11 protein-coding genes, 2 tRNA genes and 1 pseudogene are annotated in these 15457 nt (G+C 36.2%); 2 read left to right on the top strand and 12 right to left on the bottom strand.

All coding sequences use genetic code 11. The features are described from left to right. Positions 1–5: 5 nt before the first annotated feature. The 3 genes from RSC39_RS10265 to RSC39_RS10255 form a co-directional block, all read right to left on the bottom strand. Entirely contained in the window at positions 6–815 is an 810-nt protein-coding gene (locus RSC39_RS10265) for an ABC transporter substrate-binding protein (RefSeq protein ID WP_332537069.1), read from the bottom strand. A 193-nt stretch (positions 816–1008) separates the two neighbouring features. Further along, positions 1009–3087, bottom strand: a complete 2079-nt coding sequence (gene uvrB / locus RSC39_RS10260) for an excinuclease ABC subunit UvrB (RefSeq protein ID WP_332537000.1) — start codon at positions 3085–3087, stop codon at positions 1009–1011. A gap of 10 nt (positions 3088–3097) precedes the next feature. Beyond that, entirely contained in the window at positions 3098–3553 is a 456-nt protein-coding gene (locus RSC39_RS10255; protein ID WP_043736105.1) for an RNA pyrophosphohydrolase, read from the bottom strand. 153 nt (positions 3554–3706) lie between these two features. Between RSC39_RS10255 and def the strand changes: the two genes are divergently transcribed. Further along, positions 3707–4342, top strand: a complete 636-nt coding sequence (gene def / locus RSC39_RS10250; protein WP_011675571.1) for a peptide deformylase — start codon at positions 3707–3709, stop codon at positions 4340–4342. Between the two features lie 224 nt (positions 4343–4566). On the opposite strand, the pseudogene gap reads toward def, so the two are convergent. Beyond that, positions 4567–5580: pseudogene (gene gap, locus RSC39_RS10245) on the bottom strand (type I glyceraldehyde-3-phosphate dehydrogenase). A 225-nt stretch (positions 5581–5805) separates the two neighbouring features. Here gap and RSC39_RS10240 point away from each other — a divergent pair. Further along, a complete protein-coding gene (locus RSC39_RS10240; protein ID WP_011834564.1) occupies positions 5806–6276 on the top strand; it encodes an Rrf2 family transcriptional regulator in 471 nt (156 codons plus the stop codon). A gap of 135 nt (positions 6277–6411) precedes the next feature. Here the strand turns inward: RSC39_RS10240 and RSC39_RS10235 are convergent, their stop codons facing one another. From RSC39_RS10235 to RSC39_RS10200, 8 genes are all read right to left on the bottom strand, one after another. Then, positions 6412–8658: an ATP-dependent Clp protease ATP-binding subunit gene (locus tag RSC39_RS10235; protein WP_332536997.1), complete on the bottom strand. Its 2247-nt coding sequence runs from the start codon at positions 8656–8658 to the stop codon at positions 6412–6414. 45 nt (positions 8659–8703) lie between these two features. Next, positions 8704–9048: a hypothetical protein gene (locus RSC39_RS10230; RefSeq protein WP_332536995.1), complete on the bottom strand. Its 345-nt coding sequence runs from the start codon at positions 9046–9048 to the stop codon at positions 8704–8706. Between the two features lie 308 nt (positions 9049–9356). Beyond that, positions 9357–10736 carry an MFS transporter gene (locus tag RSC39_RS10225; protein ID WP_332536993.1) on the bottom strand — a complete coding sequence of 460 codons (1380 nt, stop codon included), beginning with the start codon at positions 10734–10736 and terminating at the stop codon, positions 9357–9359. Positions 10737–10892: 156 nt separating this feature from the next. After that, on the bottom strand, positions 10893–11636 hold the full coding sequence (locus RSC39_RS10220; RefSeq protein WP_332536991.1) for a MurR/RpiR family transcriptional regulator: 744 nt from the start codon (positions 11634–11636) through the stop codon (positions 10893–10895). A 97-nt stretch (positions 11637–11733) separates the two neighbouring features. Then, positions 11734–13077 (bottom strand): RNA polymerase sigma factor RpoD, encoded by a 1344-nt coding sequence (gene rpoD / locus RSC39_RS10215; protein WP_011675564.1) that lies wholly within the window; start codon positions 13075–13077, stop codon positions 11734–11736. A 76-nt stretch (positions 13078–13153) separates the two neighbouring features. Further along, the gene (gene dnaG / locus RSC39_RS10210) at positions 13154–15067 is read right to left on the bottom strand and encodes a DNA primase (protein WP_332536988.1); all 1914 of its coding nucleotides are present in this window, start codon (positions 15065–15067) and stop codon (positions 13154–13156) included. A 185-nt stretch (positions 15068–15252) separates the two neighbouring features. After that, positions 15253–15340, bottom strand: a tRNA-Ser gene (locus RSC39_RS10205). Positions 15341–15382: 42 nt separating this feature from the next. Beyond that, a tRNA-Ile gene (locus RSC39_RS10200) sits at positions 15383–15456 on the bottom strand. Position 15457 lies beyond the last annotated feature (1 nt).

Here is a 15457-nt window from a genome sequence, read left to right as displayed (position 1 = left end):
CCAAACTATTTGTTATTTTCAGAAAGAGTATAGTTCTTTTGAATATCTTTATTAATTTGTCCATTCTTTAATTCTTCTTTAATCACAGAATTGACAACCTTTGTTAATTCATCTGATCCTTTAGGGAGTGCAACTGCTGAACCATAACTATCTTTTGGTGTTTTAACTTCAACATTCGCAATCGCCAAATCTGAATTGGCCGCAACATAACTTTTGGCAATCAAATTTTCAATGACTGCTCCTTGAACCTGTCCACCTTTAACTTCATTGATTTCATCACCGATTTGAGGCAAAGCAATCTCTGTTGCTCCTTTAAATTGGCTGGTTACAATTCCTTCTTGAATGGAACCTTTTTGAGCCGCTACTTTTTTTCCTTTAAAGTCATCTACTGAACTATATTTACTTAAATCAGATTTTTTTACTACTAAATAATTGCTTGCTGTATAATAGACATCAGAAAAATTAACAGATTTTTCACGACTAGGTTCTTTTGAAATACCTGAGATAGCAATATCTGCCTTTCCTGTATTTAAACTAGCTAAAACATTATTAAAGTCCATACTTTCAATCTTAACTTTAACACCTAACTTTTTACCAATTGCATTGGCTAAATCCACATCAGAACCTACGACAGTATTCTTACCATCTTTAATCATTTGGAATTCAAAGGGTGGATAATCTGGGGATAAAGCGACTTTTAATACACCAGCTTTTTTTACTTTATCCACTTGATTAGTAGCCGATTTTCCATTTCCACAAGCTACCAATGTTGCTACCGCAGCCAAACCAACTAATCCCAATGTCATTTTCTTCACGTTCTTGTTCATCCTTAAACCTCTTTTATAAATAGAATAAGTATAATTATACAATTTATTTTTGTTTTGTCAAGAATTAATGCATATTTATTTTATAATTATTTAAAAAAGGCGATTAAACAGGAAAAAACCTGTACTATTATACTTTATATAAAATAAAAATTCACTTTTAAAGTGAATTTTTATTAGTTTTTTAATCCATTGCTCTTAATTCTAAAACCATATCACGTAATTGAGCTGCTCCTTCAAAATCAAGCGCAGCTGCTGCTTGTTGCATTTCTTTTTCAAGTTTTTTGACTAAAGCTTTGCGTTCTTTCTTATTCATCACACTTGCATCAACTTCTTCCAGCTCACCAGAATCTGTTTTCTTAGTAATAGCAATCAAATCACGAATTTCTTTTTTGATGGTTTGAGGTGTAATTCCATGTTCTTCATTATACGCCATTTGAATGTCACGACGTCTTGCCGTTTCATCCATTGCATGTTTCATCGAACGTGTAATTTTATATTTTTGCCCCTCGTATTCTGTATAATAACCACTATCTAAGATTTCTTTATCTGCCGGTTCATTTTCGTCAAGGGCTTTAGCCATGTCAGAATAAAGAATAACATGACCTTCACTATTACGCGCCGCACGGCCAATGGTTTGAATCAAACCACGTTCATTTCGCAAAAATCCTTCTTTGTCCGCGTCCAAAATCGCTACTAAAGAAACTTCGGGAACGTCAATCCCTTCACGAAGCAAATTAATTCCCACCAGAACATCAAACACTCCTAAACGTAAATCGCGAATAATTTCGGTTCGTTCTAAGGTTTTGATATCTGAGTGCATATATTTGACTTTAATCCCCATTTCTTTGAAGTAGGCAGTCAAATCTTCAGACATTTTTTTCGTCAAAGTCGTGACAAAAACTCGCTCATTTTTCTCAGCTCGTTTATGAATTTCACCCACTAAATCGTCAATTTGTCCCATCATTGGTCGAACTTCTACGACAGGGTCTAACAGACCTGTCGGACGAATAATTTGTTCCACAATGGTATCGGTCTGTTCCATTTCATAATCGCCAGGAGTCGCTGATACATAAACAATTTGGTGAACATGGCTTTCAAATTCTTCACGTTTTAAAGGACGGTTATCAAGGGCTGAAGGCAGACGGAATCCATAGTTACAGAGCATTTCTTTACGAGCTCTGTCACCGTTATACATTCCTTTAACTTGTCCCATTGTCATGTGTGATTCATCAATCATAATCATGAAATCATCAGGGAAGAAATCAAGCAAGGTATAAGGCGGTTCGCCTTCCTCACGTCCGTCCATATGACGCGAATAGTTTTCGACCCCATTACAATAACCCATTTCACGAAGCATTTCAATATCATAGTTAGTTCTTTGTTCTAAACGTTGAGCTTCAAGAAGCTTTCCTTCTGAACGGAAAACTTTCAATTGTGCTTCTAATTCCGCTTCAATTTTGGCAATGGACTCTTCCATGCGGTCGTCATTTGTCATAAAGTGAGTGGCTGGGAAAATTGCCAAATGGTCCACTTCACCTAAAACTTGTCCAGTCAATACTTCAATTTCACGAATGCGGTCAATTTCATCGCCGAAAAATTCAACACGGAAGGCATGCTCATCACGAGAGGCTGGAAAGACTTCTACAACATCCCCACGAACCCGGAAACAGCCCCGTTGAAAGTCAATATCATTGCGCTCAAATTGAATCCCTACCAAATCGTTTAAAAGTTGGTCTCGAGAAATTTCTTGTCCTGGTCGCAATGAAACGACTGAATCTTGATACTCTTTGGGTGAACCTAAACCATAAATACAAGAAACAGAGGCCACAACAATGACGTCATTACGCTCTAATAGGCTTGAAGTTGCGCTATGACGCAATTTATCAATTTCATCATTGACCGAACTGTCTTTTTCAATATATGTGTCAGAACTTGGTACATAAGCTTCTGGTTGATAGTAATCATAATAGGATACAAAATATTCAACCGCATTATTTGGGAAAAATTCTTTAAATTCGCTGTATAATTGACCAGCCAGTGTTTTATTATGAGCCATGACTAGAGTCGGTTTTCCTGTTTGAGCAATGACCTGACTCATCGTATAGGTTTTTCCTGTCCCAGTTGCCCCACGCAAAATTTGCGCTTTTTCTCCATTTTTAATATTTTCTACGAGTTCACTAATCGCTTGACCTTGGTCACCAGCTGGGTCATATTTTGAAACCAGTTCAAATTTATTATCTGTTATTCTTTCTATTGCCATTCTTTTTCCTTTAATTCTTTTCTATGATATTTGAAAAATAATCTAATGCTTGATGATAAACCTCGTTTTTAAAGCCAAAATCTATTTTTAAAATCTCAGTTAAAGATAAAAATTGATAGCTTGAAAACTCAATTTCTTCAGGATGGCTTTCAAGGTCAATTTTTGCTTGCTCATCTAATCTAACAAGAAAATAGTGCTGTTCTTGACCTGCATAAGTCCATGTTGGAAATTTCATGTCTTTAGGAAAATCATATTTTAATGTTCCTGGATATTGTCCAATAATTTCAAAGTTTTTCGTGCCAATTTCTTCTGAAAGTTCTCGGATAATGGCACTTTCAGGATTTTCTCCTGCTTCAATTCCGCCTTGAGGAAAGCCCCAATTCATTCCGTCTGCTCGTTTACCTAGCCAGATTTTGTTTTCTTTATTGAGAATAATGGCTGCGACGTTTTGTCTGTATTCTTTCATTTTTATCCTCTTTTTATTTATTTTAGTGTTGAATTCTATAGATATAAAAATCATTTCATTATTAATCTTCTAATACAATTTTACCATTTTCACAGCTAAAAATATGCTATAATTGAATTATATTCAAAAAAAGATAAGGAAGTTTTATTAATAATGAATCGTGATGAAATTCAAGCAAATTTAATTAAAGCAAGTCACATGATTAGCATGGACGATATTATTCGTGAAGGATACCCAACCTTACGTGAAGTCGCAAATGATGTGACCTTGCCATTATCAGATGAAGACATCATCTTAGGGGAAAAAATGTTGCAATTCTTGCACAATTCTCAAGACCCTGTTATGGCTGAAAAAATGGGACTTCGTGGCGGAGTGGGCCTTGCTGCTAACCAACTTGGTTTGCTCAAAAAAGTCATTGCCGTTTTGATTCCTAATGAACCTGAAGTTGATGAAGAAGGAAATGAAATTCCACCTAAAGAAGCTTACAAAATGCGTGAAATCATGTATAATGCAAAAGTGGTTAGCCATTCCGTACAAGATGCGGCCGTTGAAGGTGGCGAAGGTTGTCTTTCTGTTGACCGTGAAGTTCCAGGTTACGTCGTTCGTCATGCTCGTGTAACTGTGGAATACTACAACAAAGAAGGCGAAAAGAAAAAAATTCGCTTAAAAGATTTTCCAGCCATTTGTGTTCAACACGAAATTGACCACACTAATGGTGTCATGTTCTATGATCACATCAATATGAATGACCCTTGGGAAATTAAAGATGGCATGATTATTGTTAAATAATCAGCAAATTCACTGATGAATTTGTCATCAAAAATGAAAAATAAAGTAAAAATTACTGACAAGCTTCTGTCAGTAATTTTTTTATCCACAGCTTTAACGTTTACTGTGTTCACATTAAATAATCTTAGATTATCCTTACTTGCCTTAGCAGTTTACGGATATCCCAAAGCTTTTGTCAGCAATTTCTACTGACAAATTCTTCAGGAAATAATAATCATAAATTTTTATTTAGCAATTTTGGCAAAATATTCAAGGGTACGAATTAATTGAGCAGTGAAACTCATTTCATTGTCATACCAAGCAGCAGTTTTTACTAATTGTCCACCGTCTTTTAAGTCTGTCACTTCAGTCAATGTCGCATCAAAGAGTGAACCGTAAGCCATGCCGATAATGTCAGATGACACAATTTCATCAACATTATAGCCAAAGCTTTCATCAGCAGCAGCTTTCATTGCTTCGTTGATTTCATCAACAGTGACATGTTTTTCAAGCACTGTAACAAGTTCAGTAATTGATCCTGTTGGAGTTGAAACGCGTTGAGCATGTCCTTTCATCAAACCAGAAAGTTCAGGCAAAACAAGACCAATTGCTTTAGCCGCTCCACTTGATGCTGGAACAATATTTTCAGCTGCAGCACGCGCACGGCGGAAATCTCCACCACGATGTGGACCATCAAGTGTCATTTGGTCACCAGTGTATGAGTGGACAGTAGTCATTGTCCCACCTTTAACACCAAAGTTTTTGTTTAATGCGTCTGCCATTGGTGCTAAACTATTTGTAGTACAAGAACCGGCAGAAATAACTGTTTCACTTCCATCAAGAATCGTGTGATTTGTGTTGAAGACAACAGTTTTAACATCATTTCCACCAGGTGCTGTAATCAAAACTTTCTTAGCTCCACCAGGATGCAAATGTTTTTCAGCTTTTTATTTAGTCGCAAAGAAACCTGTCGCTTCAAGAACAATTTCCACACCAGAATCAGCCCATTGAATATCTTCTGGATTACGTTCAGCAGTGACTTTCACAAATTTTCCGTTGACATCAAAACCATCTTCTTTGACCTCAACTGTTCCTTTAAAACGTCCTTGAGTCGTATCATATTTAAGTAAATGTGCAAGCATTGCTGGATCTGTCAAATCATTGATGTGCGCTACTTCAACTCCTTCGACTTCTTGAATTCGACGTAATGCCAAACGTCCAATACGACCAAAACCGTTAATACCAACTTTAACTACCATGATGTAGTCCTCCGTTTTTTTATTTAGATGATGAGAACTTCTCTTTTTCTACTACAAATATCACTCTTCGTAATACGAAACATTGTTTCAGGTCAACTGCTGTGGTATAATATAAATAATGAATTTATAGTTATTAGAGACATCTCTTATCTCTAATATAAATGATACTACTTTTTTTATTTAGTGTCAATTTTTTTTACTAAAAATGTTTAAGGAGTTTTTATTATGAAATTATCATCTGGTTGGGAACAATCTGTTTACGTTTTACTTATTTTGGCAAGACTTCCTGAAAATCGGACGATGTCATCCATTGCACTTGCTAATCGTCTCAAAGTTTCACCCTCTTATCTCAAGAAAATAATCAAATCGCTCGTTGATGAAGGACTTTTACGCTCAACAACTGGAAAAAATGGCGGCTTCTCCCTCAATAAAGATCTTCATGATATTAGTTTTTATGATGTCTTCTTGGCCATTGAGGGCCGTGGACGAATTTTTCAAAGTCAAGGACTCTTACAAAATTTTATTGGTGCAGAGTCTGGTAAAGCACAACATTGTGCGATTACAACTGCGCTTGATGAGATTGAAAATACTCTTGTCAGAACCTTGTCAAATGTATCGCTAGCGCAAGTTGCTGACGAAACCCAATATAATTACAATCTCGGCTATCTTGATGAGTGGATTGACGAAATGGATTGAAAAATTTACTGACAGAATTTATGGCAGTTCATTGTGAATAGAAAAAATTGCTGACGAGATTCATGTCAGCAATTTTTTTCATTGTTTCATTATTTTGTTTTTCTGTCACTAATACTATTTTACTGACAAAACTTTTTATTCGGCAGGAACTTCTTCGTCAGTAGTTTCTGCTGTTTCTTGGGTTTGATTAGAAATGACAATTTTATCATCAATCAAATCAGCTACCAATTGTTTATATTCAGGATGTTCAATGTAGAAATCAGCAATTGAATCTTCAATATTTTCTTGAATTGTTCTACGAAGAGGTCTTGCACCCATTGCAGGATTATATCCTAAGTCCACTAATTTTTCTTTAGCGGCTTGAGTGACACTAAGATGAATATCATTACGTCCAATTTGTTCATTGACTTCATCAAGCATTAAATCAACAATTTTAAGGAGATTTTCTTTGCTTAAAGCAGAGAATTCAATAATTCCGTCAAAACGGTTCATGAATTCAGGGCTAAAGAAATCACCAAGTTGACCAAGCACTGATTTAGTTCGTCCTTCGCGGGCTGCACCAAATCCAACAGAAGCTTCTACTTTACCAGTTCCGGCATTTGAAGTCATGATAATCAAACTATCTTTGAAGGATACTGTCCGTCCTTGTGCATCTGTCAGACGGCCGTCTTCAAGAATTTGCAAGAACATGTGCATGACATCAGGATGAGCTTTTTCAATTTCATCAAGCAAAATCAAACTGTATGGATTACGACGAACACGTTCGGTCAATTGACCCGCTTCTTCATAACCTACATATCCTGGAGGCGCACCAATCAATTTGGCCACCGAATGTTTTTCCATGTATTCCGACATATCAAAACGAATCATGCTCTCACTTGAACCAAATAATTCTTTAGCCAATTGTTTAGCAAGTTCGGTTTTACCTACACCTGTTGGACCAACAAAAAGGAAAGAACCAATTGGACGGTTAGGTTTGCCAAGACCTACACGTGAGCGACGAATTGCTTTTGATATTTTATCTACTGCTTCATCTTGACCAATCACATGTGCTTTCAAATCATCAGCCAAATTAATCAACTGAGTTTGTTCTTTTTCTTTCAAATCCCCAACTGGAATTTGTGTTTTTTGTTCAACAATTTGTTCAATATCTTTTTCAGTGATGACTGGCATATCTTCGTCAGTAACTTCTTGTTTTTGCAATTCACGAAGTTTACTGATTTGGTCACGGAAATGAGCGGCTTTTTCAAAATCTTCAGCCTTAGTTGCTTCATTTTTCTTATTTTCCGCATCAGCAATTCGACGATTGATATCCTCAGGGTCAACAAATTTCAAAGTCAGATTTTTCTTAGAACCAGATTCATCTAAAAGGTCGATGGCTTTATCTGGTAAGAATCGGTCTTGAATGTAACGATTTGACAAATGAGCAGCTGCTTCAATAGCCTCATCAGTGTATTTCACATGATGATAATCTTCATAACGTGCTTGAATACCTCGCAAAATCGTAATTGTTTCATCAACTGATGGTTCATCTACTTTGACCGGTTGCATCCGACGTTCAAGTGCCGCATCTTTTTCAATAATACGATATTCGTTGAGTGTTGTTGCTCCAACCAATTGAAGCTCACCACGCGCAAGAGCCGGTTTTAGGATATTACCTGCATCCATATTGCCGTCGCCAGCAGAACCAGCACCGACAATTTCATGAATTTCATCAATAAACATAATGACATCATTACGTTTTCTGATTTCATCCATTAATTTTTGCATCCGTTCTTCAAATTGTCCACGGATTCCTGTTCCTTGAACAAGAGAAACCACGTCAAGACGAATGACTTCTTTATTTTGTAGTTTTTGTGGCACATCGCCATCGACTATTTTTTGTGCTAAACCTTCAACAACTGCTGTTTTACCAACACCAGGTTCACCAATTAGCACTGGATTATTCTTAGTTCTGCGATTTAAAATCTCAATAACACGTTTGATTTCTTCATCACGACCAATCACTGGGTCAATTTCGCCACGCCGAGCTGATTCGGTGACATTAATACCGAATTCTTCTAGCATCCCTTTAGGTTGTTTTGCCCGAGGATTTTGTGGACCACGCGGACCACGTCCACCCGTTTGTGTTGGGGGAGTTTGATTGCTTGCTGCCCCATTAAAATCTTGACCTTGCAAAGCACTGAAGATATCGTTAAACGGATTAAAGGGTTCATCAGAATTTCCATTTGAGGCATTTCCTGCGCCAAATAAAGCTTCTTGACCACCAGATTTCATAATTTGATAACAGTTTTGGCACAAATCAATTTGTTTTTTCTGACCATTTACACTTGTGTAAAGGTGAATCGTCGCTTCATTAATATTACAATTTTGACAAAGCATCGCTTTCCTCCTCTTAATTCTCAGTAATCAGTTTTAAATTAATTTTTATCTTCCACTTACGAAAGAATTTAATCTAAAATCGGGACCAACTTCGATGTAAAGCTTTTTATATTTGAAATTATTTGTGGTAATGACTAGAACTCGATTATTATTACGGACATCCCAAAACTCATTTTCGCCGTTTTCTCTAAACCACCCACCATAGCACCAGCCATTAGTTCCCGCTACTTTTTTATAAAATTTGGGCTTTTTCAAGTCAGAAATAAGCTGGACATTCTCCACTTTTTCAGGTTCAATCCTGATATGTTTTCTTAAAGAAAGAACTTTTCTTGCCCCTTTAAGTTCAATATCAATGCCACCATCTTTTTCAAAATAAACAGTAGTCGTCATTTTCTCTCCTTAATTTGTAATTTAAGTGATAACGTTTACTTTTATTTTACATCAAATTTAAAAAATCAATAAATCATTTCTCCCTTTTTAATATAAAAAGTTTGACCATATTTGACCATTGATAAATTTATTATAATCATTTCGGAAAAATTTATCAAGTCTTTTGAACTTTTTCGGGTTAATTTTTAATAAAAAATACTGACAAAACTGTCAGTATTATAAAATATAAGATGATTAGTTTATTTTTTACCGATTCATTTGTTAGAGGATAGTTCTTGTAAATTTCTAGTCTCTTGTCAGTAATTTTTTTATTCTGCAATCTCAGCAGCATTATCAATTTTCTTATACAATTTATTTTGATGAATCAAGATATAGATTGAAGCCAAAATGGCAATGCCCGCAAAAGCATAAACAATGATATTTCCAGCTGACCAGCCATAAGATTGAACAACCCATCCAATGACCAAGGTTGCCGTCACTTCCCCAATGATATACTGACAGAATCCCATTGTACCCGTTGACATCCCATTGGCAAATTTTGGTACAGCTTCATTGACCATCAGCCCGACAATCGTCGCCGGTGCATAGATAAATGTTCCCATAATTAATAAGACAATGATAATCAAAGTGTGGTTTGTTGCCGCAAAATAAGTAATTAGACAAGCAAGCATGGCGATCAATGAAATCAAAACCATAATGGCCCGACGTCCTTTGAGCAAATCAGTAATAAATCCGATGATAATAACACCAGGGACAGCCGCCAGTTCAAATATTCCTGTCAGCCATTTTGCCGTTGAATTATCAAATCCTTTGACATTGACCAGATAATTTGGAATCCAACTCATGATGCCATAACGCACCACATAAATTGAGAGTGAAGTCAGGATAACTGCCCAAACGAGTTTGTTTTTGACAATATACTCAAAGAAAATTTTAAAGACATTTTCGTCAGAAACATCGCCTTCAACAACTTCTCCATCTTTAATGACCACTTTATCGCCAGAATATTCTTCAATCGTAGGCAATCCCTTTGTTGTTGGACGATCAGAGCCAAGAAATAATACGATGATAGCAATGACAATCGAGACAATTGATGCTGTCCAAAAACTCCATTGAAGCGAAGCGCCGAAAAATAAAGCAGATAAATTAATGACAGCCACACACATGAAGGCTCCTGCATTATGAGCCGATGACCAAATCGAAAATGCCGTTCCGCGCGCCATAATCGAGCCTTTCCCTTTGCGACCAAACCATAAGCCGACCAATCGCTGACAGGCCGCAGCCCCCATGCCTTGCATGACTGAGTTAAGCAACATCAGAAAAACAATCATTCCAAAACTTTGAGTCGTCCCATAAAGCGCATTAATGATTGATGAAACAATCAATCCTGTCGCCACATAACGATTTGGATTGGCACGGTCAGCCAAAGTTCCCATGATGAGTTTTGAAATCCCATAGCCAATCCCAAACATGGAGAGAATTGTCCCAATCTGTCCCATCGAAAAGCCATAAGCTTTTGAGATATCATTTTGCTGAACGGTGAAAATCAATCGAATAATATAATAACCAATGTAAACCATTGCTATCGAAATTAGAACCCGCGTTTGCCAAATTTTATATAAACGGGGAACTTTTTCCTCTGAGATTTTTTGCTCTGCATCTGGAGCTGGTTTTAAGAATCCAAGCATGTTGAATCCCCTTTCATTTTGATAAATTAATTATAACTTACTCTCCATTGAAATAAATTCCTAATTTTACTATAATTTCAGGAATTTATTCTTAAATAATAAAAAATTTACTGACAGACCATATTTTACTAGAATCTGTCAGTAAAATTCTAACCATCAAACAATCCTCCCCTGTTCTTTATATTCTGTATAAAGTTGAATCAAAAGGTGAATAATAAGTTCTAGTGGGAGCATATTATTATAGTCAACTGGAATTTTTCCAGAAGCCTTTTTTTGATAAGCAAACAAAGATAAATCGCTTTGTTGAGCTAATCTGCTTTCATAATTTCCGGTAATAGCCAAAACTTTTTTACCCTCTCTTTTTGCTTTGAGGGCTGTCGCAACAATCAATTCTGTTTCACCGGACAAACTCAGGCCAACAAGAAAAGTATTTTCAGGCAATTTACTAAGATAATTCTGCATATTGTCTTGATAAAGACTCACCGCCTTGACATCTAAAAATTGCAAATCTCTGGCAAACGAATCGGCTATTCTCACTGATAAACCACGAGAGATAACTACGACAGAATCTGCCTGATAAATATTTTCAAGGACTTTAGCTAAGTTCTCACTCTCTAGTAGCCTCACCGTTCTTAACAATTCCTCTATCGTTTCAGACACAACTTGATTGGCACTTTCTGATAAGCCGTGAATCCATTTATTTGTATTCATTTTTATTTTTGCTGTATTTTTGTATTCAGAAAAACCAGAAAAATTTTTCTTTTTCAAAGTTCGAATGATTGATGAAGGACTGACATGAGCAGATTCAGCAATCTGAGCAACTGTCATTTGGATAACTTTTGTCTTATTTTCTTCTAAGTAATTCCAAATATAAATTTCCACACTGGTTAAATGATTCATAAAACTCCTCTGAATAAAAATTGTTGACTCTTAATAGCTATAATTTCTAAAAAAATATAAAAAAACTTACTGACAATTGTATCAGTAAGTTTTTAAATTACATAAAGTCACGCAATGGTTTAGAACGACGTGGGTGACGAAGTTTTTTGATTGCTTTTGCTTCAATTTGACGAATACGTTCACGAGTCACTTTGAATTGTTTTCCAACATCTTCCAAAGTATGCATCCGTCCATCATCAAGACCAAATCGCATTCTCAAAACATTTTCTTCACGGTCAGTCAAAGTGTCCATCACTTCATCTAACTGTTCACGTAAAAGAATACGGTTTGTATAATCAACAGGTGATTCGATGACATCATCCTCAATGAAGTCACCAAGATGAGAATCATCTTCTTCACCAATAGGTGTTTCCAGTGATACTGGTTCTTGAGCAATTTTCAGAACTTCACGAACTTTATCTGGCGCCATGTGCAACTCTTTACCAATTTCTTCAGGTGAAGGGTCGCGTCCGAGTTCTTGCAAAAGATTACGTTGAACACGAATCAATTTATTGATTGTTTCAACCATATGCACTGGAATACGAATCGTGCGGGCTTGGTCAGCAATTGCACGTGTAATCGCTTGGCGAATCCACCAAGTGGCATAGGTAGAGAACTTGAATCCTTTCGTGTGGTCAAACTTATCCACAGCTTTCATCAAGCCCATATTTCCTTCTTGAATCAAATCCAAAAATTGCATTCCACGTCCAGAATAACGTTTTGCAATTGAAACAACCAAACGCAAGTTGGCTTCGGCAAGCATTTGTTTCGCAAATTCTGCCCCTTCACCACCAGCAATAATTGCTTCAGCAAGTTTCGTTTCTTCATCAAGAGAAATCAATGGATAACGACCGATTTCTTTAAGATACATACGAACAGGATCATCAATACGAACATTCGTAACGATTTCATCCATTGCAGTATCTGAAACTTCTTCTTTTTCAATTTCATCAGTTACAAGAGCCAAAGGACTTGGATTTCCATCTTTATCCACAATTGAAATTCCCGCATCTTGAATTTGTTTGAACAAATCTTCAAGAGCATCATCCACAATTCCAAATTTAACAGAAAGCTCATCCATGATTTCTTCATCAAGCGCTTCACCCAAAGGTTTACGTTTGGTAATATAGCCTTTAACTGCTTTTTCATAAGCTTTTACATTAAAAGTATCACCATTTTCTTTGATTTCAACTCTCGCTAATGTTTTAGGACTATCCATCTTTTCAACAACAACAGGTTTAACATTTAATGCTTCAAGAAGACGACGTTCCTCACCAGGTCCAACTGAACTTGAATGTGATTTTACAAGTAAGCCAATTTCTTGGGCTTTCTCAACCAAGACACGGTTTTGAACTCCTGTTTCTTTCGAAATTTGACTTATTCTTTTTTTATTTGCTGCCAATTCGATCCTCCTCTTTGGGTAAAACTACTGACAAAACTGTCATTAAATAGACTAGCCAATTGTCAGTAAAAAAATATTATAATTTTTTCTTTTGATTAATAATCTGAAGGGTTAACTCTAACATACGTTCTTTATTTCCTGCTTTTTCTGCAGTTGCTAATTGTTGCTGAAGTTCTTCAAATTTTATTTGTTCCATTTCATTTGAAAAAATGGAAACCAAGTCATTAATTTCCTGACTTGATGCAGTCTCTGGTAAATCTAAACTTATAATCTGATAAAAGAGACTACGCTGCTCCTCTGACAACTCACTTGCCAAATGGGATTCATCAATCTGCTCATAAACCATTGCCTCAAGTAATATCTTTTCAAATATATCCTGATAACGTTTATGGACAAATCTAAAATTTTCATCCTGAGAAAATTTTTTCAAAACAGATGAATGATAAATCATTCGATGAAGGAGCATCTCCTCAGCTCTTTCCGAACGAGACAATTTAGGAACCTGAATCGTTGGTTGAAAAACTTGAGCTGGTTCATTTCTTCTATCAGCTACTTGAGGTTGAATATTATTTTCATAAAAGATTTCTTCAAAATCAATAGGTATGGCCGAATCAAGATTAGAATAATCTCTCTCGTCAGCAAAATTTTCAACTAGATTTGAAGCCCCATAATCACTGACAGAATGGTCAGTAATATTCATATTTTCACGGCGCAAATTTACAGCCTGCTCCACTTGATTATACTCGAAATCAGGCAAAATCTCAACTAATTTTCTTATATAAGCATCCTGAGCCGTTATCGATTGTAGCTTTGCAATCATTGGCGCAATCTGCTCAATAAAATCTAACTGAACCTGCAAATTAGCCAAATTTTCAGGTCTTAAAAAATCAATCAAGAACTCAATGGGCTGAATCCGCCCAGTTTCCATCAATGCTGATAGACCTGTTAGACCATATGTTTTAGAATACTCATCCGGGTCTAACCCTTCAGGCACCTTGACAATATGTACATCAGATTCACCAACCAAATTAAGGGCCTTATAGATGGCGTTTTGTCCGGCAGAATCTCCATCATATACTAATACGAATTTTTTAGCAATTTGTTTCAAGCGGCGAACATGCTTCTCCGTCAAAGCCGTTCCCATTGAGGCAACAACATTATTTATTCCCGCTTTATGAGCCGCAATAACATCCATGAAACCTTCCATTAAGTAAACTTCACGCCGCTTAGAAATAGTTGGTTTTGCTTTATCTAAATTCCACAATTCATAAGATTTATCAAAAATTGTCGTTGCTGATGTATTGATATATTTTGCTTTTGAATCATCATTCTCTTGCCATTTTCGTCCAGAAAAACCAATGGTTTGACCGTATTCATTGGTAATTGGAAACATGATTCGATTCGTAAAAGCATCAAAAACCCTATTATTTGAAAAATGAAATAGTCCTGAGTTAGCCATAACTTCTTCATCAAATTTATTTGATAAGTTTTTAAAAATAAAATCATTTTCCTCAGGAGCCAAACCAATATTAAATCTTTTGATTACATCATCAGTAATCCCCCGTTCAGATAGGTAGTCTCTGGCTCGTTCCCCTAATTCTGTTGACATCAACAGAATATTATATAAACGAGCAGCCTGATTATTGATTTCATAGAGTGGCGCATTAGGATTGGTTTTTTCTTCTCTGTCATTAGAAATATCAAGAGTGACCCCGGCGAAATTAGCCAACTCTTTAACAGCATCAATAAAGCCCACTTGATTATATTCTTTTAAGAACTCAATAGCATCTCCAGACCTACCACAACCAAAACAATGATAAAATCCTTTTTCTGCATTCACATTAAAAGAAGGAGTTTTTTCGCCATGAAAAGGGCATAAGCCAATATAATTTTTACCGGTGCGACTTAAGGCAACATATTGTGAAATCAAATCAGCAATATTAACCTTTGACTTTAAGTCATTCACAACTTCAGTATCTACTGAAACCATTCGCTACTCCCCTTTCATCTTGACTATGAACATTCAAATAAGTAATTACAACTTAAGTATAACACTTAGGAAAGAGTCTGGTTTATTATTCATTCACAAAATAAAATCGATTCTTTCAAATTTTTTATCATTTTCTATCGCTTTAAAGTCTAAAAGACGCCTATTTAGCAATAGACGTCGAACAAAGGGGGGTAAGGGATTCGAACCCTCGCGCCGGTTTCCCGACCTAACGATTTAGCAAACCGTCCTCTTCAGCCTCTTGAGTAACCCCCCATAGGCTTATTAACAATGAATAGATACCTTACATATCCATTATGGGAATTCCAGGATTCGAACCTGGGACCCCTGCGTTATCAACACAGTGCTCTAACCAACTGAGCTAAACTCCCA

The organism is Lactococcus sp. (genome assembly GCF_036648155.1).
GTDB classification, from domain to species: domain Bacteria; phylum Bacillota; class Bacilli; order Lactobacillales; family Streptococcaceae; genus Lactococcus; species Lactococcus cremoris.
This window is presented reverse-complemented; position numbering and strand designations above follow the sequence as displayed.